Genomic DNA, 25,404 nt, shown 5'->3' on the forward strand with positions numbered 1-25,404 from the left:
CCCGCGACGCGCGTCACCGGCCGGAGTCGTTCTCCCCCTGCGGATTCGGCTCGGCGTACTTCGCCCCCAGCTCGCGTAGTCGTTCCATCGCCCGCGCCGCGTGCTCGCCGTCGTTGGACCGGATCGCCAGCATCGGCACGTAGTCGTCGTTCACCAGTTCCAGCCGCGCCCACGATTTGCGCTCGGGAAAACTGACGCCGCGGATGTGCTGCCACGCGAAATCACTGTCACCCAGGACGTTGCGCACCGACACGCCCGCCGCGCCCGCGCGCACCCGCGGCCGGGTCAGCATCAGCACGCAGCCCGCGAGCAGCACGCCGATCCCGACCATCGCCACCTGGTCGATGAAACGGAACTTCACCCCGGTCGAGCCCGACTTGAGCCAGATGCCGCCGATCGCGAACACGACGATCAGCAGCACCGCCACGATCCACGCCGTGCGCACCGCGCGCCGCGGACGCACCCGCATCTCCCACTCCGCGGCGGCCGCGGACTCCGGGGCGCCCCTGCGCCAGATCCGTGCGTCGGGCATCAGCGCTGCCGCAGCGCGCGCAGGGTGAGCGCGGCGTCGAGGGCGGCGGCGCACGCCTGCTCGCCCTTGTCCTCGGCCGAACCCGGCAGACCCGCGCGATCGAGCGCCTGCTTCTCGGTGTCGGTGGTGAGCACGCCGTTGGCCACGGGCGTGGCCGCGTCCAGCGACACCCGGGTCAACCCGGCGGTCACCGCGTCGCAGACGTACTCGAAATGCGGTGTGCCGCCGCGGATCACCACACCCAGCGCGACCACGGCGTCATGGGTGCGGGCCAATTCCTGCGCGACCACCGGCAACTCCATCGCCCCGGCGCAACGCACCACGGTGACCTCGGTGAGGCCGGCCTGCTTCGCGACGCGCTCGGCGTTGGCCACCAGCGTGTCGCAGATCGTGGTGTGCCACCGCGAGGCGACGATGCCCAATTTCAGGTCCTTGGCATCCGCCAACTCGAAACTGGGTACGCCGGTGCCGCTCATCGCTGTCCGCTCTCTCGTTCCGTGCCGCCGGTCGCCGTCACTGGGCCGTCTCGCCCAGGTCGAACTCGTCCAGGCCGATCAGGTCGTGGCCCATCCGGTCCCGCTTGGTCCGCAGATACCGCAGGTTCTCGGCGTTGGCGCGCAGCGGCATGGGCACCCGCTCGGTGATCTTCAGGCCGTAACCGTCCAGGCCGACCCGCTTGGCCGGATTGTTGGTCAGCAACCGCATCGACCGCAGCCCCAGGTCGACCAGGATCTGCGCGCCGGTGCCGTAGTCGCGGGCGTCGGCGGGCAGACCCAGCTCGAGGTTGGCGTCGACGGTGTCGTGCCCGGAATCCTGGAGCTGATACGCCTGGAGTTTGTGCATGAGGCCGATGCCGCGGCCCTCGTGCCCACGCATGTAGAGCACCACGCCGCGGCCCTCTTGGGCCACCATCTCCAGCGCCGCGTCCAGTTGCGGGCCGCAGTCACAGCGCAGCGAACCGAACACGTCGCCGGTCAGGCACTCCGAATGCACCCGGACCAGCACGTCCTCGCCGTCGGTGATGTCGCCGCGCACCAACGCGACGTGCTCGACCTCGTCGTAGATGCTCTGGTAGCCCACGGCCATGAACTCGCCGTGCGCCGTCGGGATGCGCGCCTCGGCGACCCTGACGACCTGCTTCTCGTGCCTGCGCCGCCACGCGATCATGTCGGCGATCGAGATCAGCGCGATGTCGTGGTCGTCGGCGAAGACGCGCAGTTCCTCGGTGCGGGCCATGTAGCCCTCGTCCTTCTGACTGACGATCTCGCAGATCACCCCGGCGGGCCGCAGCCCGGCCATCCTGGCCAGGTCGACCGCGGCCTCGGTGTGCCCGGGCCTGCGCAGCACCCCGCCGTCCTTGGCGCGCAGCGGCACCACGTGGCCGGGGCGGGTCAGATCGTCGGCCTTGGCGTCGGGATCGGCCAGCAGGCGCATCGTGGTGGCGCGGTCCGCGCCGGAGATGCCGGTGGTGATGCCCTCGCGCGCGTCCACCGAGACGGTGTAGGCGGTACCGTGCTTGTCCTGGTTCGTGGCGAACATCGGCGGCAGGCCCAGCCGGTCGCAGTCGTCACCCATGAGCGGAACGCAGATGTAGCCCGAGGTGTAGCGGATCATGAACGCCACCAGTTCGGGGGTGGCCTTCTCCGCCGCGAAGATGAGGTCGCCCTCGTTCTCGCGGTCCTCGTCGTCGACGACGACGACCGCTTTACCCGCGGCGATATCGGCGACTGCGCGCTCGATGGTGTCGAACCTGGTCACGTCTGCTGTGCTCCATCTCGAAATAGGTGCCTCACTACAGTAATGCCTGGGTGGTGCGCCCCCGGCGACCCACCCGCGCGGGTGTTCACCCGCGCTGCTGCAGCCGCTCCACGTACTTGGCGATCACGTCCACTTCGAGATTGACCTTCGTGCCGACGCCCGCGGACCCCAGGTTGGTCAGCGACAGCGTGGTCGGGATCAGCGACACCTCGAACCAGTCGCCCTCGGCCCCGGCTTCGCGGCCGAGCCCGGACACCGTCAGCGAGATGCCGTCGACGGTGATCGACCCCTTCTCCACCACGTAGCGGGCCAGCGACTCGGGCAGCGAGATGCGCACGACCTCCCAGTTCTCCGACGGCGTGCGCGACAGGACGGCGCCGGTGCCGTCGACGTGGCCCTGCACCAGGTGCCCGCCCAGCCGACTGTTCAGCGCCGCGGCGCGCTCCAGGTTCACCGCCGAGCCCTCGCCGAGGCCGCCGATGCTCGACCGGTTCAGCGTCTCCTGCATGACGTCGACGGTGAAACCGTCGTCGAGCACGTCGACCACGGTCAGGCAGACGCCGTTGACGGCGATCGAATCGCCGTGTCCGGCATCGGAGGTCACGAGCTTGCCGCGGATCGTCAGGCGGGCGGCGTCGGCCAACCGTTCGACGGCGACGATCTCGCCCAGTTCTTCGACGATGCCTGTGAACATCCCTGACACTCCTGTCGCCTGTGTACCTACCGTTACCGAACAGTCGGATCCCGGATCGCTATTCCCTGCTTACTCGCCGGTCGGTCTCCCGCGCCAGCGTAACGACGGGAGTTCGGGGAAAACATGTGCGGCGTCACAGACGTGCGACACGGCGATCCACGGTACGGCCAGGGAGCCGCGCAGGCGACTCAGCCGCGGTGCGAGGTGGCGATACTGCGCAGCGACCGCACCGCCGCCCCCGGATCGGCGGTGTTGTAGACCGCCGAGCCCGCCACGAAACAGTCGATCCCGGCCTCGGCGGCCTGCTCGATGGTGTCGGCGTTGATCCCGCCGTCGATCTCCACGATCAGCCGCAGCTCACCCGCGTCGACCAGGTTGCGCACCACCCGCGCCTTCGCCAGCACCTCCGGGATGAACGACTGGCCGCCGAAACCCGGCTCGACGCTCATCACCAGCAGGGTGTCGAATTCGCGCAGGATCTCCAGGTACGGCTCGATCGGGGTACCGGGCTTGACCGACAGCCCCGCCTTGGCGCCCGCCGCGCGAATATCGCGCGCCACCGCGATCGGGTCGTCGCTCGCCTCGGCGTGGAAGGTCACGTTGTGCGCGCCCGCCTCGGCGTAGGGCGGGGCCCAGCGCGCCGGGTCCTCGATCATCAAATGGCAGTCCAGCGGGATGTCGGTCGCCTTGACCAAGCTCTGCACCACCGGAAGGCCGAGGGTGAGGTTGGGGACGAAATGCGCGTCCATCACATCGACGTGCAACCAGTCCGACCCCGCCACCGCGCGGGCCTCCTCGGCGAGATTCGCGAAATCCGCGGACAGGATGGACGGGGCGATCATCGGCACGGCCGGGCGGGTGAACGTCACGACGCGGCAGTGTACCGATCGGCGAACCCCCCGCGACCGGCGACCGGGGCGCGGCACACCCCCCGGACGCTGATTGCCCGACGCCGGAATGGGTAGCCTTCACAGGGTGATCAACATTTCGGCGGAACAGGGGATCTACAGCACCCCCGTGGAGATTCGGGTGGCCGCGTCGGTCACACAGCTGCCCATCGTGCGCGGGCTCGCCGAAACTCTCGTCCTACTGAGCGATTTCACCCTCGACGAGGTGGCCGACATCCGCCTCGCCGTCGATGAGGTGTGCTCGACGCTGATCGCCATCGCGCTACCCGAGAGCAGCCTGCTGTGCCGGTTCACCATCGGTGAATCCGAACTGCTCGTGCACGTCGGCGGGATCGCCGCCACCGAGGGGCTACCCGATCAGCGCAGCTTCGGCTGGCACGTGCTGCGCACCCTCACCGATTCGGTCGAAGCGACCCAGCACCCGTACGACTCGGCGGCTTCCGGATATCCGACGACGGTCGAGTTCCGTCGGGTCCGGGGGAAGGCGTAGTGGCGGAGCAGGACATCGACCGGACTCGCGCCGCGTCGGCCCCCGACACGATCGACACCGAGAATCCGGACAAGCACAACCCCGCCGAGCCCGAACCCGACGACGCGGACTCGGCCGAGGACGCCGACACCGTGCAGGAAGTCGGTTCGGTCGCGGGCGGTTACGACGATCTCGCCGGCATCTTCGCCCAACTCGCCGCCACCGAGGCGGGCACCGCGCAGCACACCGCGATCCGCGCGGAGTTGATCAGCCGCTGCATCCCGCTCGCCGACCACATCGCCCGCAAGTTCAGCGGGCGCGGGGAACCCTTCGACGATCTCACCCAGGTCGCCCGGGTCGGCTTGGTGCACGCGGTGGATCGCTTCGACGTCGCCCGCGGCTCGAACTTCCTGTCCTTCGCGGTGCCGACCATCATGGGCGAGGTCAGACGCTATTTCCGCGACAACACGTGGGCGATGCGGGTGCCGCGCCGGGTCAAGGAGACCCACCTGCGCATCGGCGCCGCCATCGACACCCTCTCCCAGACGCTGGGCCGCTCGCCCACCGCCAAGGAGATCGCCGCCGAACTCGACGTCGACCCCGACGAGGTCACCCAGGCCGTCATCGCGGGCAACGCCTACCAGCCCAGTTCGATCGACGCCGCCTCCCTCGGCCGCGACACCGAGGCCTCGCTGCTGGACACCCTCGGCGAGGAGGAATCCCAATTCGACCGGGTGGAGGAGTACGTGGCGATCCGCCCGCTGCTGGCCGGGCTGCCCGAACGCGAACGCCGCATCCTGACCATGCGGTTCTTCGAGTCCATGACCCAGACCCAGATCGCCCAGCAGATGGGCATCTCGCAGATGCACGTCTCGCGAATCCTGGCCAAGACGCTGGCCCGGTTGCGCGAACTGTCCCAGCGCGACTGAAGTCGCCGACGCGATCACCCGCTGCCGGTTCGACGCCACGCGCCGAGTCTGCCGCGTCCGGCCCGCCCGGTCTTGGACATTCGGAACCCCGCAACGTGCCATACCCGGGCAGCCATCCTCTGCCGACAGACCCGGGTTCGTGCCCGGCGGCCGGCACGGGTCAGGCGGGTTTCCCGCGGCGCGCGCTCGCGGCCATCATCGGCCGCCGGCGGGCGCGCGGGTCAGACGGGTTTGCGCAGGGCGGCGAGGAACATGGCGTCGGTGCCGTGGCGGTGCGGCCACAGTTGCGCCGCCGGACCGTCGCCCAGGTCGGGAACGCCGGGAAGGCAGTCGCGGGTGTCGAGTTGGATCGCGCCGGTGCGGCGGACCAGGTCGGCCACCACCGCCACGGTCTCGGACAGGTGCGGTGAGCACGTCGAGTAGACGACCACACCGCCCGGTCGCAGCAGTTCCCAGGCCGCGGCCAGCAACTCGCGTTGCAGCACCACCAACTCGGCCACGTCGCCCGGGGTGCGCCGCCACCGCGCCTCCGGGCGGCGACGCAGCGCGCCGAGCCCGGTGCACGGGGCGTCGACCAGGACGCGGTCGTAGCCGGGAGTGAGCCCGCTGCGGCGACCGTCGACCACGTGCACGTCGACGGGAAGGTCGGCGGTGCTCTTGCGGACCAGGTCCGCGCGATGTTCGGCGGGTTCCACCGCGTCCACGCGGTGTCCGTCGATATCGGCGAGCGCGCCGAGCAGCGCGGCCTTGCCGCCCGGTCCCGCGCACAGATCCAGCCAACGGCCGGTGTCGGGGCCGTCGAGTTCGGCGCGGGTCAGCGCGCGGGCGACCAGTTGGCTGCCCTCGTCCTGGACGCCCGCCAATCCTTCGCGGACCGCCTCCAGCCGACCTGGATCACCGCCGTCCAGATAGACCGCGTACGGCGACCACTTCCCCGGTTCACCCCCGGTGACCAGGGCCAACTCCTCGGCGGAGATCGCGCCCGGGCGAGCCACCAGGTGCACGGCCGGACGCGCGTCGTCGGCCGCCAGCAGATCCGCGAGCTCGCCCGCGCGAGCGCCGAGCGCGTCCGCGAACGCCTGCGCGATCCACACCGGATGCGCGTACTCGAAGGCCAGCCGCCCCACCGGATCTCGCGGAGCCAACGCCGCCACCCACTCCTCGGCCGAGCGCTCCCCCGCCCGCCGCAGTACGGCGTTGACGAAACCCGCACGGCCCTGACCGAATTCGGCGCGCGCCAACTCCACCGAGGTGTCCACGGCCGCGTGCGCCCCGATCCGGGTGCGCAGCAACTGGTAGACGCCGAGGCGCAGCACGTCCAACAGCGGGCCGTCGATCTCCGACACCGGACGCCCCGCGCCCTCGGCGATCACCGCGTCCAACATGCCCAGCGACCGGCAGGCCCCGTAGGCGAGTTCGGTCGCCAGCGCGGCGTCGCGGTCCTTGATCCCGCGCTCACGCAACAGCGCGGGCAGCACCAAATTCGCGTAGGCGTCGCGTTCGCGGACCGCCCGCAGCACGTCACGGGCCGCCGTGCGGACCGGATCGCCGGTCCCCGCACGCGGACGCCCGGGCGACTTCGAGCGCTGCCCGCTCGCTGCGGAATCCGCACCGCCACGCCGCGAACCACTCTCGGCCCCACGGCGTCCGCCCGTCGGAGCACGCTTGCCGTCACCCGCGCCGCCGCGTGCGCCACGACCGTCGGCCCGCGAACCTCGCGCACCGGACGCCGCGTCCCTCCGCACCTGGTCGGGACGGGATCCGCCGGTCGAGTCACGACGTTCCCCGCCGGACCGTTCCTCCTTGCCGCGCGGGGCCGATCCGCCGCGCGAGTCATTCTGCGCGGCAGCGCCGTTCGCCCTGCGCGGCCGTGCCTCGGCGGAACGGCCGTCGCGCCCGTCCGGCCGGGCGGGCCGACCGGTACGCCGGTCCGACTCGTCGGTGCGGCGGTCCGGCCGGGGCGAACCGTCGGTGCGCCGACCGCGCGCCGATCCGCCCCCGGAACCCTGCTCGCGCCCGGTCACTCGACCACCGCGCCCGGTGCCAGTCGCGCGCCGCGCGCCCAGTCCAGCGCGCCCATCATCCGTTTGCCCTGGGGCTGTACCTGATCCAGGCGGACCGCGGTGGTGGCCGTACCGACGAAGACGCCGGACTTGCGCACCTCGATCGTCTTGAGCGGCAGTTCCTCCTCGACCATCTCCACCGGGCCGACCTTGAGGCGCACGCCGTTCACCTCGGTCCACGCGCCGGGCGCGGGCGTGACCGCGCGCACCCGGCGGGCGATGGCCAGCGCGGGTTGATCCCAGCGGATGTGCCCGTCCTCCTGATCCACCTTCGGCGCGTAGGACACACCGTCGGTGGGCTGCGGAACCGCTTGCAAGGTGCCGTCTTCCACCCCGTCGAGGGTGGTCTCCAGCAGGCGCGCGCCGGTGTCGGCCAACCGGGACAGCAGGGTGCCCGCCGTATCGGTGACGGCGATCTTCTCGGTCACCACACCGAAGACCGGGCCGGTGTCCAGACCGGCTTCGATGCGGAAGGTGGACGCGCCGGTGATCTCGTCGCCCGCGTCGATGGCGGCCTGCACCGGGGCCGCGCCGCGCCACGCGGGCAGCAGCGAGAAGTGCAGGTTGATCCAGCCGAAGCGCGGGATGTCGAGCACCCGTTCGGGCAGCAGCGCGCCGTAGGCGACGACCGGGCAGCAGTCGGGAGCCAACTCCGTCAGACGCGCCACGAACTCGGGATCGCCGGGCTTGCGCGGCGTGAGCACCGGGATGCCGTGCTCGTCGGCGAGCTGACCGACCGGCGACCGGGTGACCTTCCTACCACGACCGGCGACCGCGTCCGGCCTGGTCACCACGGCGAGGACCTGGTGGCGCTCGGAGTCGAGCAGGCGGCGCAGCGAGGGCACCGCGGGTTCGGGGGTTCCGGCGAAGACGATCCGCATCAGCGCACCTGACCGAACGGTCCGGGCTGCCCCGCGCTCAGCGACCGCGAACCGCGCACGGTGACGCCCGCGGTGAACCAGTCCGATTCGCGGATCGTGCGCATCGCCTCCTTGCGCGAGGCCGGGTCGAGGCGGTCCAGGAACAGCACGCCGTCGAGGTGATCGGTCTCGTGCTGCACGCAGCGGGCCAGCAGCCCTTCGGCCGCGAATTCCACCGGCGCGCCCGTCACGTCGAAACCCGAGGCGCGCACCCGCAGGGCACGGCGGGTGTCGTAGCGCACGCCCGGGATCGACAGGCAGCCCTCCGGGCCGACCTGCTCCTCGTCGCCGACCACCGTGTAGGTGGGGTTGATCAGGTGCCCTTTGGCGTCGTGGGTGTCGTAGACGAAGACCCGCAGCCCGACCCCGATCTGCGGCGCCGCCATGCCGACGCCGCCGTCGTCGTACATCGTGTCGGTGAGGTCGGTGACCAGTTGACGCAGCTCACGATCGAATTCGGTGACCTCCTCCGCACGGGCACGCAGGATCGGATCGCCGAATAGGCGAACGGGCTGAATGGTCACGGCAGCTCCCAGAAGCGTTCGACGGGTCTCGGGACGGGCGGTCCAGGACGGGATCGTCCCATTCTAGTGAGCCGCGCCGACCCGTCGTCGCCCCCGTGGGTGCGGTTGCCGCGCGATCGCGGTCGTGCGGCTCGGCGGGGCCGAGCCGACCGGATCAGGAATTGCCCGCGATGACCACCTGCGGAATGCCGGTGCCGAGGGGGACCGGGACGCAGGCGGGCGCGGGGGCGGCGGGATCGAGCGCGCGTAGCAGCAGCCCCCGCACGAACGGGTCGTAGACCATGTGGAAGTGGCCGGTCAGATTCGCCGGGCACAGGTCCTGGATCGCGATGTTGTCCGCCCCCGGGCCGCGCAGCGCGATATTGGCGAACGGCTGGATCATCTCGTCCACCCGACTGCCGACGGTCACGTATCGCGGACCGGGCACCGTGTCCCCACCCGCGTTGAGATCGACCATCACCGGCGAACCGGCGGCCTGCTGGACCGCGGCGGGCGAGGTCACCCGCGCGAAGACCTCCAGCGCCCCCGGAATCGCCTGCGCCACCGGCACGAGTCCGTACATGACGCCGCCGTAGCTGGGCGAGGCCAACCCGACCCAGGTCCCCACATTCGGCGCACCCCCCAACTTGTTGACGTAGTACCGAGTGACGTTGGCCCCCTGGGAGAACCCGACCAGGTCGACCTGCGCGGCCCCCGTCTCCGCGAGCACCAGGTCGACGAATTCGCCGAGTTGGCGGGCGCTGACGCGCAGATCCTCGGTGCCGTAACTCTGCGCGCCGGGCGCGCCCCCGTAATTCAGTGCGAACACGCACATTCCGGCCTCGACCAGACTCGGACCGATGGCCGACCAGTCGGAGTAGGCGGTGGAATCGGTGCCGTGCGCCAGCACCACCGGCCGCGGATGCGCCTGGTCGGGCACGCAGCCGAAATCGTTGACCCCGGCGGGGACGACGTTCGGATGCGCCCGTTGATAGAAGGCCGCGGCGAGGTGATCCGCCTGCGGCGGAGCGTATTCGCGCGGGATCTCGGCCGAGTGGTAGGCGGGTGAAGCGTCGAGGTCGACATCGGCCCGCGCCGCCGTTGCGCCGGAACCGAGCAACCCGGCTCCGGCCAGCACGCAGACCAGCATCACCCGCCTCCATCGTGAAATGTCACTGCGCCCGATCCCCACTGTTTGTCGCATGTCATCATGGTCTCCCGAGGGACCTGAAATCCGTACGCCGAAAGAGTGTTTCGGCGACAGAATGTTCCGCGACCGTTACTTCTCGGTGGGCTCGGCGGGGTCGTCGGCCAGAATGCGGTACAGCGCGCGCCGCGCCTCGGTCAGCACCTCGGCGGCTTTGGTCGCCTGCTCCGGGGTTCCGGCCGCGGCGACCTGCCCGACCGCACCCATCAACTGTCCGACGAGTCCACGCAGATCGACCGCCTGGGCGCCGACGTCGTTGGTGACATCGGTCCAGGGATCACCCAATTCGTCCTTGTGCTCGGTGACGTAGGTCTGGCCCGCCTCGGTCAGTTCCGCCGTCTTGCGACCGGCGACCTTGTCGATGATGACCAGGCCCTCGTCCTCGAGTTGGGCCAGCGCGGGGTAGATCGAACCGGGGCTGGGACGCCAGATGTCCTCGGTCCGTTCGCGAATGCGCTGGATCAGCTCGTAGCCGTGCATCGGCCCTTCGGCCAGCAGCAGCAGGACCGCCGCACGCACGTCACCGCGCCTGCCGCGACCTCCGCGACCCCGACCGCGCCCGAAATGCGGCCCCGGGCCGAAACCCGGTCCGAACTCGGGACCGAACCCGTGCCGTCCACCGCGACGGTGCAGGCGCTGCTCCGGACCGAATTCGACGCCGCCCGGGTGACGCCTGCGACCACGTCGCCCGAAATCTCGATTCTCGATGTTCTCCATGACTGCCTCCTGAGGCTGTTGTGTTCTTCTCACAGTATCGACGATATATCGACAATACATCCAACGCAAGGAACCGCCGGAAATTCCCGAGTGACGGCAAGCACGAACCCGGGGCACGGCCACCTCACGGCGGGACGGCGAAGCGGCCGAAGTCGGCGAGACAGCAGACCGACCGAAGTCGGCGAGGCGGCGGATCAGCCGATGTCGGCGGGGTCTATCTGCACGCGGACCGGGGCGTCGGAGCGTTGGGTGCTGCGCAGGGCCTGGGCGGTGGTGAGAGCGCGGGCCAAGGCGGCGCCGTGGCGGCGGTCGACGCGCAGGATCATGCGTTCGACCTCGGCGGGCGAATCGCCGGTGAAGGGTTTGCGGGCGAACGGCGGCAGCGGGACCGGGCCCAGGACCTGCGCGTTCGCGGGCAGGTCGGCGAGGGTCAGCAGGTCGTCGATCGCCTCGGTCGCGCCGTCGATCGCGGCCATGCGCACGGCGGGCGGGAACCCGACCTCAGCGCGGGCCTCGAGTTCGGCGCGCGCGTGGCCGACCGGATCCCAGCGCAGCAGCGCCTGGACCGTCGGGATCGACGGTTCGGCCATCACGATGACCTGCCCGTGCGCGCGGACCAGCGTGGCCGCGCCGAACCAGCGGCGCAGCGCGTCCTCGGCGGCGCGCAGATCGGCGCGGCCGAGCAGCGCCCAACTGTCGAGCAGCAGGGCCACGCCGTAGCCGCCGCGCACCGTCGGTTCCGCGCCGACCGTCGCGACCACCACCTGCGGCCCCGGCTCCACCGAATCCAACAGCGCCCCACCGCTGGAACCGCGCACCGGAACTCCCGGGAAGGCGCGGCCCAATTCCTCGGCGGTGCGGGCCGCGCCGATCACCACCGCGCGCAAGGCGCGCGACGCGCAGGTCGGGCAGCGGAACGCGGCCTCGGTGATCCCGCACCACCGGCAGGCCGGACTGCGGGCCGCCTGCGGATCGTCCTGCCGAGAACGGCTTTCCGGCAGCGTCAGCGGACCGTTGCACCGGCGGCAGCGCGCGGGCGTCCGGCATTTCGCGCACGCCAGGGCGGGCACGTAACCGCGCCGCGGCACCTGCACCAGCACCGGCGCGCCTTCTTTCAGCGCGGCCCGCGCGGCGGCGAAGGCGACACCGGGGATGCGGATGGCCTTGGCGATCGGGTCGCGCTCCAGGGCGATGTCGGAGTCGCCGGGCGCGCTGATGCGCGGCGAACTGTGCCGGACCTGGTGGCGGTCGGCGACCAGATCGTGCGCCCACCCCGATTCCACGACCGCCTGGATCTCCGCCGTCCTGGCGAATCCGGCCGCGACGAACGCCGTGCCGCCCTCGTGCGCGCGCATCATCGCCACCTCGCGGGCGTGCGGGTACGGCGCGCGGGGTTCGGCGTAGGTGTCGTCCCCGTCGTCCCAGATCACGATCAGACCGAGGTCGACCGCCGGGGCGAACACCGCCGCGCGCGTGCCGACCACCACCCGCGCGCTGCCGCGCAACACCGCCAGCCACCGCCGGTACCGCGCGGCCGGCCCGAGCCCGGCCGCCAGCCCGACCGCCGAATCCCCCACCAGCCGAACGCATTCGGCGAGCACCCGATCCAGGTCACGTTGATCGGGCACCAACAGGATCGCGCTGCGCCCCGTCGCGACCACCGCCGCCGCGAGTTCGGCCAACCGCCGCGCCCAGTCCTCCCCCGGCAGCGCCTGCCACGCGGCGCGCACCCCCTTGCCCTCCCCGAGGGCCGTCAGAAACGCCCCGCCGTGCGTATACCGCTCCCACGGACGCGGATCGAAGGCCCCTTCCGACGGCGGCCCGACCTCCGGCACGGCCCGCATCGCCCTAACTGTCCGAGACGGTGCACGTACCTCCCCGCCCGCTGCCCCCGGGGCGATCTCCCCGTCACCCCGCCGCACCGCCGATATTTCAGCGCACGCTGATTCGAACCCCTCCGCCTCGCCCGATCCCCCCTCCGCGACTCCCCCGACACCGCTCTCCCGCACCGAACCTCGGCCCCTCGCACCGGCCGAATCCGCGTCCTCCTCCCCCCGCGCATCTCCCGCGCCCGGGGCCGAACCCGCGAAATCGGTGGCCCGACCACCCTGGTTTGCCGTCGGCTGCAGAGGTTCGGCCGATCGGGCCTTCCCGGTGTGCGACATCTCGCCCGCCGACCCCGCCTGCGTGACCACCGCCGACCCCGCGACTTCCGAAGTAGTCCCGGGCTCGGCTGATCGGTCGGCATAGTCCGATCTGTCCGTGACACGGGATGGTTCGGCGTCGGCGACGCGTGACGACGCAGCCGAGGGCTCGGCATCCACTCCGCCTGCTTCCGACTCGGCGGCCGTGGGCGGTTCCGCGCCACCCGGAGCGTCGACGCGCGAGACCATCGCCGCCGGCGAGCCTTCGGCGGTCACCGTGCCTTCATCGGTACCCGCCCCCTCGACGTCGGCAACCGACTCGCCGTCTCCCGGCGGTTTCTCGCCCGCGTCCGCGGCGGGTTCTTCGGAATCCGCGTCACCGCGAGGGGATTTCGAGGGCTTGACGCCGTTCTCGGTGCGGGCGTGGCGCGGCGGGATCGCCAGGCGCAGCACGTCGGCGCGGGTGCCCGCGTAGCGGTGGGCGACGGCGGTGGCCAGGGTGAGAATTTCGGGGGTGAGCACGCGTTCGGCCGAGACCACGCGTTCGAGGTTCACCATCTTGCCGGTGTGCTCGGTGTGTTCGAGACGTTCGAGCAGGTAGCCGTCGACCAGGCGGCCGGCGAAGCGGACGCGCACCCGCACCCCGGGGCGGGCGATGTCGTCGAGTTCCGGCGGGACCACGTAGTCGAAGTCGCGGTCCAGGTGCGCGGGCGACAACAGCGGGAGCACCCGCGCGATGGGGTGTCCCGCTGTTGTCGTCGGCGCTGTGCGCTGGGGCCGAGTCACGCGGCCGCAACCCGGAAACGCACGGGCGGCCTAGAGGCCGACGGCCGCGCGCAGCTTGTCGGCGCGGTCGGTGTGCTCCCAGGGCAGGTCGATGTCGGTGCGGCCGAAGTGGCCGTACGCGGCGGTCGGGCCGTAGATCGGGCGCAGCAGGTCCAGGTCGCGGATGATCGCGCCGGGACGCAGGTCGAACACCTCGGTGATGGCCGAGGAGATGCGCGTCGGATCGACCTTCTCGGTGCCGAAGGTCTCGACGAACAGACCGACCGGCGCCGCCTTGCCGATGGCGTAGGCCACCTGGACCTCGACGCGTTCGGCCAGACCGGCCGCGACGACGTTCTTGGCGACCCAGCGCATGGCGTAGGCGGCCGAGCGGTCGACCTTCGACGGGTCCTTGCCGGAGAACGCGCCGCCGCCGTGGCGGGCGAAGCCGCCGTAGGTGTCGACGATGATCTTGCGGCCGGTCAGGCCGGCGTCGCCCATCGGGCCGCCCAGGACGAACTTGCCGGTCGGGTTGACCAGCAACCGGACGTCGGCGGTGTCCAGGGTGGGCAGATCCAGATCGGCCAGCACCGACTCCAGGACCTTCTCGCGGATGTCGGGCGCGAGCAGATTGTCCAGGTCGATGTCGGCGGCGTGCTGGGTGGAGATGACGACGGTGTCCAGCCGCACCGCGCGGTCGCCTTCGTATTCGATGGTGACCTGGGTCTTGCCGTCGGGACGCAGGTAGGGCAGCACGCCGGACTTGCGTACCTCGGTGAGCCTGCGCGAGAGCCGGTGCGCCAACGCGATGGGCAGCGGCATGAGTTCGGGGGTGTCGGTGGTGGCGTAGCCGAACATCAGGCCCTGGTCGCCCGCGCCCTGCTTGGCGATGGCGTCGTCCTCGCCGCCCACGCGGGCTTCGTGCGAGGTGTCCACGCCCTGGGCGATATCGGGCGACTGGGCCCCGATGGCGATGTTGACGCCGCAGGAGTTGCCGTCGAAACCCTTTGCCGAGGAGTCGTATCCGATCTCGAGGACCTTCTCCCGGACGATGCGCGGGATGTCGGCGTAGGCGGAGGTGGTGACCTCGCCCGCGACATGGACCTGACCGGTGGTCACGAGCGTCTCCACCGCGACCCGGCTACGGGGATCCTCCGACAGCAACGCGTCGAGGATGGAATCGCTGATGGCGTCACAGATCTTGTCCGGATGACCTTCGGTCACGGACTCACTGGTGAATAGGCGGCTGCCAGTCGTACCCACAGTTGTTCCCTCTCCCTCAACGGGTTTCTCGTATTTCTCGGGACCGCGACGGTAGTGCACCGAGCCGACCCCCGTGCGGTCTCATCCCAGACTATTGCAAACCACCGACGCGTTGGTCAGGGTCGCGACGGCCGGCAGGTTGTTGTCGCGTCCATGCCGTCCCAGACAGCGTGGCGTCACGATCCGGACACCGTGCCCGACCTCCGCGACCGGGAGTGAACCCCCGGTGCGGCAACACTATTCGATGGTGAACGCTCAACGGCGCAGCAGCGGCCCGAGCGCGTCGAGCACCCGGCTCGCCAGCAGCGCCTTGGACCCGTGGTCCAGCGCCTGTTCGGTGCCGTCGGCCCCGAGCAGCCAGCCGTCGTTGGTGTCGACCTCGAACGCCTTGCCCTCGCCGACCGCGTTGACGACCAGCAGATCGCAGCCCTTGCGCGCCAGTTTGGACCGCGCGTGGGTCAGCACGTCGCCGTGCTCGTCACCGGTCTCGGCGGCGAAGCCGACGATGGCCGTACCGGGCAACTGACCGTCGCGACGCGACTGCACCAGACCGGCCAGGATGTCGTCGGTCTTGGTCAACGCGATGACGTCGGGTTCGTTCGCGCCCTTTTTGATCTTGGCCGCCGCCACGTTGGTGGGCCGGAAATCCGCGACCGCCGCGGCCATGATCACCGCGTCCGCGCCGACCGCGTGCTTGTCCACGGCGGTCTTGAGCTGTTCGGCGGTGGTGACGTGCACCAGTTCGACGGCGGCGGGCGCGGCCATCTCGATCGTGTTGCCCGCGATCAGCGTGACCTGGGCGCCGCGCTGGGCGGCCACCCGCGCCAGGGCGTAACCCTGCTTGCCGGAACTGCGGTTGCCGAGGAAGCGCACCGGATCCAACGGCTCCCTGGTGCCGCCCGCGGTGATGACCACGCGGCGGCCGACCAGATCGCGCGGAATGGCGTCGGTGCGTTCCTGCAACAGCATCGCCAACCCGAAGATCTCCTCGGGTTCGGGCAGCCGCCCCGGCCCGGTGTCGGCGCCGGTGAGCCTGCCCGAGGCGGGCTCCATCACGATCGCGCCGTGCGCGCGCAGCGTCTCGACATTGGCGACGGTGGCCGGATGCTCCCACATCTCGGTGTGCATCGCGGGCGCGAACAGCACGGGACATCGCGCCGTCAGCAGGGTGGCGGTGAGCAGGTCGTCGGCGCGGCCGTGCGCGGCGCGCGCCATCAGGTCGGCGGTGGCCGGGGCGATGACGACGAGGTCGGCCTCCTGGCCCAGACGCACGTGCGGCACCTCGGGCACATCGGTGAACACATCGGTGTGCACCGGATTGCCCGACAGCGCCTCGAAGGTGGCCTTACCGATGAAACGCAGGGCCGACTCGGTGGGGATCACCCGGACGTCGTGTCCGGTCTCGGTGAAGCGCCGGACTAGTGCGCATGCCTTGTAGGCGGCGATTCCTCCGCCTACGCCGACGACGATCCGTGTGGTCACAACCCCTCCGGGTGGCTGATCCCCGCGCGAGCGAGGAAGGACGACAGAGCTCTTATTCGCCTTCGGAATGCTCGAGCAGATCGGAGTGGATCTCGCGCATCGCCACCGACAGCGGCTTCTCCTGCAGGCCGGGCTCGACCAGCGGGCCGACGTATTCGAGGATGCCGTCGCCGAGCTGGTTGTAGTAGTCGTTGATCTGCCGTGCCCGCTTGGCCGCGTAGATGACCAGCGCGTACTTCGACGAGGTCCGCTCGAGCAGTTCGTCGATGGGGGGGTTGGTCAGGCCGACCGGGGTGTCGTACGCGGGCACGGTCTTGGTATCGCTCACGGGGCAGGCTCCTGCGTTGTCGTCGGAAGAAGGTGCACGCGCTCGGGACGGCGCAGCGCGGTGCTCATCGCGAATTTGTGCTAACGAACAACGATACCAACTGCTCACAGGCGCTGGTCACCTCGTCGTTCACGATCACGATGTCGAACTCGTCACAGGCCGCGAGCTCGACCCGCGCCGTCTCCAGCCGCCGGGCGATCACCTCCGGCGATTCGGTGCCGCGCGAGGTCAGACGCGTGACCAGCTCGTCCCAGCTGGGCGGGGCGAGGAAGACCAGGATGGCTTCGGGGAGGGCGCGGCGCACCGAGCGCGCGCCTTCGAGGTCGACTTCGACCAGAACGTTCTTGCCCAGGGCCAGTGCGTCGCGCACCGGGCTCGCCGGGGTGCCGGACCGCTGGAGTCCGCCGTGGATCTCCGCCCACTCGAGCAGTTCGCCCGCCTCGATCATGGCGTCGAACTCGTCCCGGGAGACGAACCGGTAGTCCAGTCCGTCGACCTCCCCGGGCCGGGGGGCCCGGGTTGTCGCGGACACACTGAAGACCAGTTCGGGCAGGTATTCCCGCACGCACCGCACGACCGTGGACTTGCCCACGGCCGAGGGGCCGACCAGTACTACCAGTCGACCCTTCCGCGTGTGTTCGACCACCCTCGTGATCAGGCGTCGAAGTCGAACCGGGCCAACAGCGCCTTGCGCTGCCGATCGCCGAGTCCGCGCAGTCTGCGGGTCGGGGCGATCTCCAGTTCGGTCATGATCTCGGCAGCCTTGACCTTGCCCACCTTCGGCAGGGCCTCGAGCAGCGCGGAGACCTTCATCTTGCCGAGGATCTCGTCGGTCTCGGCGTCCTTCAGGACGCTCTTCAGGTCGGTGCCGCCGCGCTTCAAACGCTCCTTGAGCTCCGCCCGAGCGCGGCGAGCTGCCGCCGCCTTCTCCAGAGCAGCGGCGCGCTGCTCGTCAGTCAGCTGGGGAAGGGCCACGGTTCCTCCGTCTCATCGTTCATTGCATATCAACAACCATCGAATAACCCGACAGTCTCAGCGACCGTACCCACGTGGTCCGCCAATTGCGAACCCACCCCCCAGGTCAGCGCATGATTCCGGATGCCGTAAGGATGCGCGCGCCCGGATGCGCGCGGTGACCGACTCCCCGTCGCGCTCACCTCGGTGTTCCCGTGAAAGGTGCTGCCACCAGGAGGTTTTCGCGATCCGCGAGCGGTAGCGGGGCGATAGCGGCGATGCCGCCGGGCGCGTCGCGGAGCACACACGCGCCCTACCAGGAACTTTCTGGAATTTTCCGCGTGTCGATGCGAACTCCCGCGTGTCGGATCGAACACATGTCCCCCTCGCGGGCGGGCGCGGCCGTCGCGAACGCCCTGAACGGGCCGCTGAGAGCCACACCGGACGCACCCACACTCCGGGGCCGGACCGACCGGAAAAACCGCGCAGAACGGCGCACGGGACCCGCGATCGGCCACCGTCGCGCACCGTCAATGCAACGGGCGGTGACGCATCGTCACCGCCCGTCGACAGGTCGTCCCCGATCCGCCGTCACCGCCGCAGGAAAGCGAACTCCTCCTGGAAGGCGGCGAGCCTGGCGCGCAGCGCGGGCACCGACGGACCTTCGCGCAGCACCTCGCGCGAGACCGCGGGCACCGCCGCCGACAGCACGTGCTCGGGCACCAGCGCGCGCACGCTGTCGGGGCCGCCGCCCTGCGCGCCGACGCCGGGCATCAGGATCGGGCCGCCGAGTTCGGACAGATCGGGGGCCTCGGCCAGCGTCGCGCCGACCACCACGCCCACCGACCCGAACTCCTCGCCCGCGTTCCGCCGCGCCGCCTCGTCCACCATCGACTGCGCGACGGTGCGACCGTCGGCCGCGACCACCCGCTGCACCTGGCCGCCCTCCGGATTGGAAGTCGCGGCCAGCACGAAGACCCCGCGATGCTCGGCGCGGGCCAACTCCAGCGCCGGAGCCAACGACCCGAAGCCCAGGTACGGCGAGACGGTGACCGCGTCCGACCCCAGCGGACCGTTGCCGAGCCAGGCACGGGCGTAGGCGTCCATGGTGGAACCGATGTCGCCGCGCTTGGCGTCGGCCAGCACCAAGGTGCCCGAGGCGCGCAGCACCGAGATGGTGCGCTCGAGTACGGCGATACCGGCCGCGCCGTAGGGCTCGAAGAACGCCACCTGCGGTTTCACCAGCGCCACCGTGCCGTCGAACGCCTCCACGCAGATCTCGGCGAACGCCTCGACACCGTCGGCGTCCACACTCAGACCCCACGCGGTCAGCAGTTGCGGATGCGGGTCGATGCCGACGCACACCGGGCCGAACCGCGCGGTCGCGTGCCGTAATCGGGCGCCGAAGCCCTTCATCGAACCCGCCTCCTCGTGGGTCGTCCGCGCGATGTCGGTCGTGGGGTCGGTGGCCGTGGGATCAGCCACGCAGCACCGAATGCAGTTCCTGCAGCGAGCGCACGCCGATGCCGCCGTTGATGCTCGCCTCGATGCCCTGCACGGCCGCCGCCGCGCCCTGCACCGTGGTGATGCAGGGGATGTTCACCCCGACCGCGGCGGTGCGGATCTCGTAGCCGTCCACGCGCGGACCGGAATTGCCGTACGGGGTGTTGAACACCATGTCGACCTCGCCGTCGCGGATCTGCTCCACGATGGTCGGCGCGTCGGACCCCTCGGTGTCGGGCTCGGAGTGCTTGCGGACCTGCTCGCACGGAATGCCGTTGCGGCGCAGCATCTCCGCGGTGCCCTCGGTGGCCAGGATGCGGAAGCCCAGATCGTGCAGGCGCTTGACCGGGAACACCATGGCCCGCTTGTCGCGGTTGGCGATCGAGACGAACACCGTGCCCTCGGTGGGCAGCGACCCGTAGGCCGCGGCCTGACTCTTGGCGAAGGCGGTGCCGAAATCGGCGTCGATGCCCATGACCTCGCCGGTGGACTTCATCTCCGGCGACAGCAGCGAGTCGACCCCGGTGCCGTCGGCGCGACGGAACCGGTGGAAGGGCAGCACCGCTTCCTTCACCGCGACGGGCGCGTCCAGCGGGACGTGACCGCCGTCGCCCTCGGCGGGCAGCATGCCCTCCTTGCGCAGTTCGGCGATGGTGGCGCCCATGGTGATCCGCGCCGCCGCCTTGGCCAGCGGCACCGCGGTGGCCTTGGACACGAACGGCACCGTGCGACTGGCGCGCGGGTTGGCCTCGAGCACGTAGAGCACGTCGTCCTTGAGGGCGTACTGCACATTGAGCAGACCCTTGACGCCGATCCCCTTGGCCAGCGCCACCGTCGAGCGCCGCACCGCCTCGATGTCACTGCGCCCCAACGTGATCGGCGGCAGCGCGCACGCGGAGTCGCCGGAGTGGATGCCCGCTTCCTCGATGTGCTCCATGACGCCGCCGAGGTAGACCTCCTCGCCGTCGCACAGGGCGTCGACGTCGATCTCGATGGCGTCCTCGAGGAAACGGTCGACCAGCACCGGCCGGTCGGGGGTGAGTTCGGTGGCGCGGGAGATGTAGCCCTCCAGGGACTTCTCGTCGTAGACGATCTCCATGCCGCGCCCGCCGAGCACGTAGGACGGTCGCACCAGCACCGGATACCCGATCCCGGCGGCGATCTTCTTGGCCTGGGCCACGGTGGTGGCGGTGCCGTACTTGGGCGCGGGCAGCCCGGCGGCGACCAGCACCTCACCGAATTCGCCGCGGTCCTCGGCCAGGTCGATGGCGGCCGCGCTGGTGCCGACCACCGGCACGCCCGCGTCGGTCAGCCGCTGCGCCAGCCCCAGCGGCGTCTGGCCGCCGAGTTGCACGATGACGCCCGCGACCGTGCCCGACTCCGATTCGGCGTGGAAGACCTCGAGGACGTCCTCGAAGGTCAGCGGCTCGAAGTAGAGGCGGTCGGCGGTGTCGTAGTCGGTGGAGACGGTCTCCGGGTTGCAGTTCACCATGACCGTCTCGTAGCCGGCCTGCGACAGCGTCTGCGCCGCGTGCACGCACGAGTAGTCGAATTCGATGCCCTGGCCGATCCGGTTCGGCCCCGAACCCAGGATGATCACCTTGTCGCGTTCACGCTGCGGGGCGACCTCGGATTCGGCGGCCGGATCGAGTTCGTAGGCCGAGTAGTGGTACGGCGTCTTGGCCTCGAATTCGGCGGCGCAGGTGTCGACGGTCTTGAAGACCGGACGCACCCCGAGCCGGTGCCGCAGCGCGCGCACGCCCGTCTCGCCCGCCAGTTCCGGGCGCAACGCCGCGAGCTGACGATCGGACAGGCCGTAGTGCTTGGCCCGGCGCAGCAGCGGCTCGTCCAGCACGGGCGCGTCGAGGATCTCCCCGCGCAACTCCACCAGTCCGGCGATCTCGGCGACGAACCACGGGTCGACCCCGGACGCCTTCGCGACGACCTCGATACTCGCGCCCAGGCGCAGCGCGCGCTCCACCTGGTAGATACGTCCTTCGGTGGGCGTGCGCAGATCCTCGAGGACGGCCTCGATCGCGCCGCTGACATCGTCGTTCACCGGAGCCCAGCGACCGTCGTCCTGGGTCCAGAAACCGGTGGCCTTGGTCTCGAGCGAACGCAGCACCTTGCCGAGCGCCTCGGAGAAGTTGCGGCCCAGCGACATCGCCTCGCCGACCGACTTCATGGTGGTGGTCAGCGTCGGGTCCGCGCCGGGGAACTTCTCGAACGCGAAGCGCGGGGCCTTGACCACGACGTAGTCCAGGGTCGGCTCGAAGCAGGCCGGGGTCTCGCCGGTGATGTCGTTGACGATCTCGTCGAGGGTGTAGCCGATCGCCAGTTTGGCGGCGATCTTGGCGATCGGGAACCCGGTCGCCTTGGAGGCCAGCGCCGAGGAGCGCGACACCCGCGGGTTCATCTCGATGACGATCAGGCGACCGTCGGCCGGGTCCACCGCGAACTGGATGTTGCAGCCGCCGGTGTCCACGCCGACCTCGCGCAGGATCGCGATGCCCAGATCGCGCAATTTCTGGTATTCGCGGTCGGTGAGGGTCATCGCGGGCGCGACCGTCATCGAATCGCCGGTGTGCACGCCCATCGGGTCGACGTTCTCGATCGAGCACACCACCACGACGTTGTCGCGGCCGTCGCGCATCAGCTCGAGCTCGTATTCCTTCCATCCGAGGATGGATTCCTCGATGAGCACGTTCGCGGTGGGCGAGGCGGCCAGGCCGCCGCCGGCGATGCGGTCGAGGTCCTCGTGGTCGTAGGCCATGCCGGAGCCGAGTCCGCCCATGGTGAACGAGGGGCGCACCACGACGGGAAAGCCCAGTTCGGCGACGGTCTCACGGACCTCGTCCATGGTGTAGCAGACCTTGGAGCGCGCGCTCTCGCCGCCGACCTTGGCGACGATGTCCTTGAACTTCTGCCGGTCCTCACCGCGCTGGATGGCCTCGAAGTCCGCGCCGATCAACTCGACGTTGTACTTCTGCAGCACCCCGCGTTCGTGCAGGGCGACCGCGGTGTTGAGCGCGGTCTGGCCGCCGAGGGTCGCCAGGATCGCGTCGGGACGCTCCTTCTCGATGACCTTCTCGACGAATTCCGGGGTGATCGGCTCCACGTAGGTGGAATCGGCGAACTCCGGGTCGGTCATGATCGTGGCCGGGTTGGAGTTGACCAGCGAGACCCGCAGCCCCTCCGCGCGCAGCACCCGGCACGCCTGGGTGCCGGAGTAGTCGAATTCGCAGGCCTGGCCGATGACGATCGGTCCGGAACCGATCACCAGGATGTGCGACAGATCCTCGCGGCGAGGCATCAGGCTCCTTCCATGAGACCGGCGAAACGGTCGAAGAGATAGGCGGCGTCGTGAGGTCCGGCGGCGGCCTCCGGGTGGTACTGCACGGAGAACGCGCGGCCGTCGACCAGGCGCACACCCTCGACGGTGTCGTCGTTGGCGCACACGTGACTGATCTCGGCGGGGCCGAACGGGGTGTCGAACCGTTCGCCGCGCTCGCCCTCCAGCGCGAACCCGTGGTTCTGCGCGGTGATCGAGATGCGGCCGGTCCCGTGCTCGACCACCGGGATGTTGATGCCGCGGTGGCCGAACTTCATCTTGTAGGTGCCACGGCCCAGCGCGCGGCCGAGGATCTGGTTGCCGAAGCAGATGCCGAACAGCGGGATGCCGCGTTCGAGCACGCCGCGGGTCAGCGCGACCGCGCCGTCCTGGGTGGCCGGGTCGCCGGGGCCGTTGGACAGGAACACCCCGTTCGGGGCCAGTTCCAGGATCTGGTCGATCGAGGTGGTCGAGGGCACCACGTGCACGCGCATGCCGCGCTCGGCGAACATCCGCGGGGTGTTGGTCTTGATGCCGAGATCGACCGCGACGACGGTGAAGCGGTGTTCGCCGGTCGGCTCGATCGTGTAGAGCGCGTCGGTGCTGACCTCCTCGGCCAGATCCGCGCCCAGCATGGACCGCTGCCCGGTGACCCGGCCCACCAACTCGTCCGGTTCGGCGAGGGCGGCGCCGGAGAAGATGCCCGCCTTCATCGAACCCCTGGTGCGCAGATGCCGCACCAGCGCGCGGGTGTCCACGCCCGCGATGCCGACGACGTCCTGATCGCGCATCGCCTCGGGCAGCGTGGTGGTGGCCCGCCAGTTCGAGGCGCGCCGCGCCGGGTCGCGCACCACGTACCCGGCCACCCAGATGCGGCCGGACTCGTCGTCCTCGTCGTTCCACCCGGTGTTGCCGATCTGCGGGGCCGCGGCCACCACGATCTGCCGGTGGTAACTCGGATCGGTCAGCGTCTCCTGGTAACCGGTCATCGCGGTGCAGAACACCGCCTCACCGAGGGTCTGGCCCACCGCGCCGTAGGCGGTGCCGCGAAAGATCCGTCCGTCCTCCAACACCAGGGCCGCGGCGTCGGTCACGCCCGTCTCGCTCATGTCTGCTCATCTCCCGTCATCGCCCTGGCCCACGCCGGGTACACCGTCTTGTCGTCGCCTCGGAAACCGGTGTCTATCTCGGTTCCGGTCGGCAGCTTCCAGCGAATCACCAGCACACCGCCTTCGGTCATCACCTTGCCCGCGTGCCCGCGCTCGGTGCGCACCGCGGTGATCGACTCCTCCGGAATCCAGATCACCGTCGCGCCGTCGCGTTCGAGCAGGATGCCGCGCTCGAAGCGGGTCAGTTCCGCGGTCGCCCGGAAACCCAGGTCGCCGACCGCGATCCGATCCTGCCAACTCGGCGCGATCGTGCTGCCCAGGTACACGCCCGTCGTCGGCTCGAGCACCTGCGCGCCGAGATCGGCGGGCACCGTGGGCAGTTCACCGATGCGCTCGGCCTGCCGCGCGGCCCGGTTCTGCCAGCCGCGCCACATCAACCACACGGCGAGCACGAACAGGATCAACAACCCGACGACCCACAGGGTTCTCTCCACTACGGACCTCCCACCGGTTTGCCATCGCGCGCGGTCACCCGACCGCGCAGCAGTGTCGTCGTCACCCGAGCGGGGAACGTCATGTTCTCGAACGGGGTGTTGTTCGAGATGCTGGCCAGCTCGGCGGCGCGCACCGTCCAGGAGGCCGCGGGGTCGACCAGCGTCAGATTCGCCGGCTCACCGACCTCGACCGGACGGCCGTGTTCGTCGAGACCGACGATCTCGGCCGGACGCTCGCTCATCACCCTGGCCACGCCGCGCCAGTCCAGCAGACCGGGCTCGACCATCGTCGCCGCCACGATCGCCAGCGCGGTCTCCAGCCCGAGCATGCCGGGGCGCGCGGCGGAGAACTCGCAGCACTTGTCCTGTTCGGCATGCGGGGCGTGATCGGTGGCGACGCAGTCGAGCACGCCGTCGGCCAACGCCTGCCGCAGCGCCGCCGCGTCGGAACTCTCGCGCAGCGGCGGATTCACCTTGTTGACCGCGTCGTAGGTCTCCAGCCGGGAATCGTCGAGCAGCAGGTGGTGCGGGGTGACCTCGGCGGTGATCGCGATGCCCTGGGCCTTGGCCCAGCGCAGCAATTCGACCGTGCCCGCGGTGGAGGCGTGGCAGATGTGCACGCGAGCGCCCGCGTCGCGGGCCAGCAGCGCGTCACGCGCGACGATGGACTCCTCGGCCGCGCGGGGCCAGCCCGCCAGACCCAGCCGGGCGGCGGTCGGCCCCTCGTGGGCGACAGCGCCCTTGGTCAGCCTGGGCTCCTCGGCGTGCTGGGCGATCAGGACGCCCAGCGAATTCGCGTACTCGAGCGCGCGCCGCATGATCAGCGGGTCGTACACGCAGTGGCCGTCGTCGGAGAACATGCGCACCGCGCCGATGCCTGCGGCCATCGTGCCCATCTCGGCCAACTGCTTGCCCTCGAGCCCGACCGTCACCGCGCCGACCGGGTACACGTCGACCAGGCCGACCTGCTGACCCCGCTGCCAGACGTGATCGGTGACCACCACCGAATCCGCCACCGGGTTGGTGTTGGCCATCGCGAAGACCGCGGTGTAGCCGCCCAACGCCGCCGCCGCGGAACCGGATTCGATGGTCTCGGTGTCCTCGCGGCCCGGCTCGCGCAGGTGGGTGTGCAGATCGACGAAGCCGGGAAGCAGGATCTGCCCGCGCGCGTCGATGATCTCCGCGTCCGATCCCGCGGTGACCCGCGCCGCGATCTCGGCGATGATCCCGTCGCGGATCAGCACCTCGACCGGCTCGCCCTCGCCGTACGGCCGCGCGCCCCTGATCACCAGTTCGGCCATGCCGCACCTCCCGCGTATCGCTGTAATCCG

The 25,404-nt window shown here is 70.6% G+C and carries 23 protein-coding genes; 2 read left to right on the top strand and 21 right to left on the bottom strand.

Annotation, left to right across the window (positions count from 1 at the left end):
• Window positions 1–13: 13 nt before the first annotated feature.
• From ON30_RS16895 to rpe, 5 genes are all read right to left on the bottom strand, one after another.
• The gene (locus tag ON30_RS16895) at window positions 14–532 is read right to left on the bottom strand and encodes a PH domain-containing protein (protein ID WP_051029451.1); all 519 of its coding nucleotides are present in this window, start codon (window positions 530–532) and stop codon (window positions 14–16) included.
• Complete coding sequence (ribH, locus tag ON30_RS16900; RefSeq protein WP_040708308.1) at window positions 532–1,008, bottom strand: 6,7-dimethyl-8-ribityllumazine synthase; 477 nt, start codon at window positions 1,006–1,008, stop codon at window positions 532–534. Before ribH ends, ON30_RS16895 begins: the two co-directional genes overlap by 1 nt.
• 37 nt (window positions 1,009–1,045) lie before the next feature.
• Entirely contained in the window at window positions 1,046–2,290 is a 1,245-nt protein-coding gene (locus ON30_RS16905) for a bifunctional 3,4-dihydroxy-2-butanone-4-phosphate synthase/GTP cyclohydrolase II (protein ID WP_040708310.1), read from the bottom strand.
• Window positions 2,291–2,375: 85 nt separating this feature from the next.
• Window positions 2,376–2,984, bottom strand: coding sequence for a riboflavin synthase (locus tag ON30_RS16910; RefSeq protein ID WP_040708311.1), 609 nt, complete (start codon window positions 2,982–2,984; stop codon window positions 2,376–2,378).
• Between the two features lie 188 nt (window positions 2,985–3,172).
• Window positions 3,173–3,826, bottom strand: a complete 654-nt coding sequence (rpe, locus tag ON30_RS16915) for a ribulose-phosphate 3-epimerase (RefSeq protein ID WP_040708386.1) — start codon at window positions 3,824–3,826, stop codon at window positions 3,173–3,175.
• Window positions 3,827–3,959: 133 nt separating this feature from the next.
• On the opposite strand from rpe, the gene ON30_RS16920 reads away from it, so the two are divergent.
• Together ON30_RS16920 and ON30_RS16925 are read left to right on the top strand one after the other, a co-directional pair.
• Entirely contained in the window at window positions 3,960–4,382 is a 423-nt protein-coding gene (locus ON30_RS16920) for an ATP-binding protein (protein ID WP_040708314.1), read from the top strand.
• A complete protein-coding gene (locus ON30_RS16925; RefSeq protein WP_051029452.1) occupies window positions 4,382–5,290 on the top strand; it encodes an RNA polymerase sigma factor SigF in 909 nt (302 codons plus the stop codon). Before ON30_RS16920 ends, ON30_RS16925 begins: the two co-directional genes overlap by 1 nt.
• A gap of 221 nt (window positions 5,291–5,511) precedes the next feature.
• Here the strand turns inward: ON30_RS16925 and ON30_RS16930 are convergent, their stop codons facing one another.
• From ON30_RS16930 to ON30_RS17005, 16 genes are all read right to left on the bottom strand, one after another.
• Window positions 5,512–7,035, bottom strand: a complete 1,524-nt coding sequence (locus ON30_RS16930) for an RsmB/NOP family class I SAM-dependent RNA methyltransferase (RefSeq protein WP_083911455.1) — start codon at window positions 7,033–7,035, stop codon at window positions 5,512–5,514.
• Between the two features lie 275 nt (window positions 7,036–7,310).
• The gene (gene fmt / locus ON30_RS16935) at window positions 7,311–8,234 is read right to left on the bottom strand and encodes a methionyl-tRNA formyltransferase (protein ID WP_040708317.1); all 924 of its coding nucleotides are present in this window, start codon (window positions 8,232–8,234) and stop codon (window positions 7,311–7,313) included.
• Window positions 8,234–8,797: a peptide deformylase gene (def, locus tag ON30_RS16940; protein ID WP_040708318.1), complete on the bottom strand. Its 564-nt coding sequence runs from the start codon at window positions 8,795–8,797 to the stop codon at window positions 8,234–8,236. The genes fmt and def overlap by 1 nt, the downstream gene beginning before the upstream one ends.
• Before the next feature lie 154 nt (window positions 8,798–8,951).
• On the bottom strand, window positions 8,952–9,926 hold the full coding sequence (locus ON30_RS16945) for an esterase/lipase family protein (RefSeq protein WP_040708319.1): 975 nt from the start codon (window positions 9,924–9,926) through the stop codon (window positions 8,952–8,954).
• A gap of 129 nt (window positions 9,927–10,055) precedes the next feature.
• Window positions 10,056–10,700, bottom strand: a complete 645-nt coding sequence (locus ON30_RS16950) for a PadR family transcriptional regulator (RefSeq protein WP_040708320.1) — start codon at window positions 10,698–10,700, stop codon at window positions 10,056–10,058.
• 194 nt (window positions 10,701–10,894) lie between these two features.
• Window positions 10,895–13,573, bottom strand: coding sequence for a primosomal protein N' family DNA-binding protein (locus tag ON30_RS41130; protein ID WP_245554086.1), 2,679 nt, complete (start codon window positions 13,571–13,573; stop codon window positions 10,895–10,897).
• 87 nt (window positions 13,574–13,660) lie between these two features.
• Window positions 13,661–14,872: a methionine adenosyltransferase gene (gene metK / locus ON30_RS16960; RefSeq protein WP_083911450.1), complete on the bottom strand. Its 1,212-nt coding sequence runs from the start codon at window positions 14,870–14,872 to the stop codon at window positions 13,661–13,663.
• Between the two features lie 255 nt (window positions 14,873–15,127).
• The gene (gene coaBC, locus ON30_RS16965; RefSeq protein ID WP_040708323.1) at window positions 15,128–16,354 is read right to left on the bottom strand and encodes a bifunctional phosphopantothenoylcysteine decarboxylase/phosphopantothenate--cysteine ligase CoaBC; all 1,227 of its coding nucleotides are present in this window, start codon (window positions 16,352–16,354) and stop codon (window positions 15,128–15,130) included.
• Between the two features lie 52 nt (window positions 16,355–16,406).
• A complete protein-coding gene (gene rpoZ, locus ON30_RS16970) occupies window positions 16,407–16,682 on the bottom strand; it encodes a DNA-directed RNA polymerase subunit omega (protein WP_040708326.1) in 276 nt (91 codons plus the stop codon).
• Window positions 16,683–16,746: 64 nt separating this feature from the next.
• Window positions 16,747–17,328, bottom strand: a complete 582-nt coding sequence (gmk, locus tag ON30_RS16975) for a guanylate kinase (RefSeq protein ID WP_040708327.1) — start codon at window positions 17,326–17,328, stop codon at window positions 16,747–16,749.
• 8 nt (window positions 17,329–17,336) lie between these two features.
• Window positions 17,337–17,657, bottom strand: coding sequence for an integration host factor, actinobacterial type (gene mihF / locus ON30_RS16980; RefSeq protein ID WP_040708330.1), 321 nt, complete (start codon window positions 17,655–17,657; stop codon window positions 17,337–17,339).
• Between the two features lie 570 nt (window positions 17,658–18,227).
• Window positions 18,228–19,052, bottom strand: a complete 825-nt coding sequence (gene pyrF / locus ON30_RS16985) for an orotidine-5'-phosphate decarboxylase (protein WP_040708389.1) — start codon at window positions 19,050–19,052, stop codon at window positions 18,228–18,230.
• A 61-nt stretch (window positions 19,053–19,113) separates the two neighbouring features.
• Window positions 19,114–22,452, bottom strand: a complete 3,339-nt coding sequence (carB, locus tag ON30_RS16990; RefSeq protein WP_040708332.1) for a carbamoyl-phosphate synthase large subunit — start codon at window positions 22,450–22,452, stop codon at window positions 19,114–19,116.
• Window positions 22,452–23,579 (bottom strand): glutamine-hydrolyzing carbamoyl-phosphate synthase small subunit, encoded by a 1,128-nt coding sequence (gene carA, locus ON30_RS16995; RefSeq protein ID WP_040708334.1) that lies wholly within the window; start codon window positions 23,577–23,579, stop codon window positions 22,452–22,454. The genes carB and carA overlap by 1 nt, the downstream gene beginning before the upstream one ends.
• The gene (locus ON30_RS17000) at window positions 23,576–24,073 is read right to left on the bottom strand and encodes a PH-like domain-containing protein (RefSeq protein ID WP_040708337.1); all 498 of its coding nucleotides are present in this window, start codon (window positions 24,071–24,073) and stop codon (window positions 23,576–23,578) included. The genes carA and ON30_RS17000 overlap by 4 nt, the downstream gene beginning before the upstream one ends.
• Window positions 24,073–25,374, bottom strand: a complete 1,302-nt coding sequence (locus ON30_RS17005) for a dihydroorotase (protein WP_040708339.1) — start codon at window positions 25,372–25,374, stop codon at window positions 24,073–24,075. The genes ON30_RS17000 and ON30_RS17005 overlap by 1 nt, the downstream gene beginning before the upstream one ends.
• Window positions 25,375–25,404: the final 30 nt, after the last annotated feature.

Source organism: Nocardia takedensis NBRC 100417 (genome assembly GCF_000308695.1).
In the GTDB taxonomy this organism is placed as follows: Bacteria; Actinomycetota; Actinomycetes; order Mycobacteriales; family Mycobacteriaceae; genus Nocardia; species Nocardia takedensis.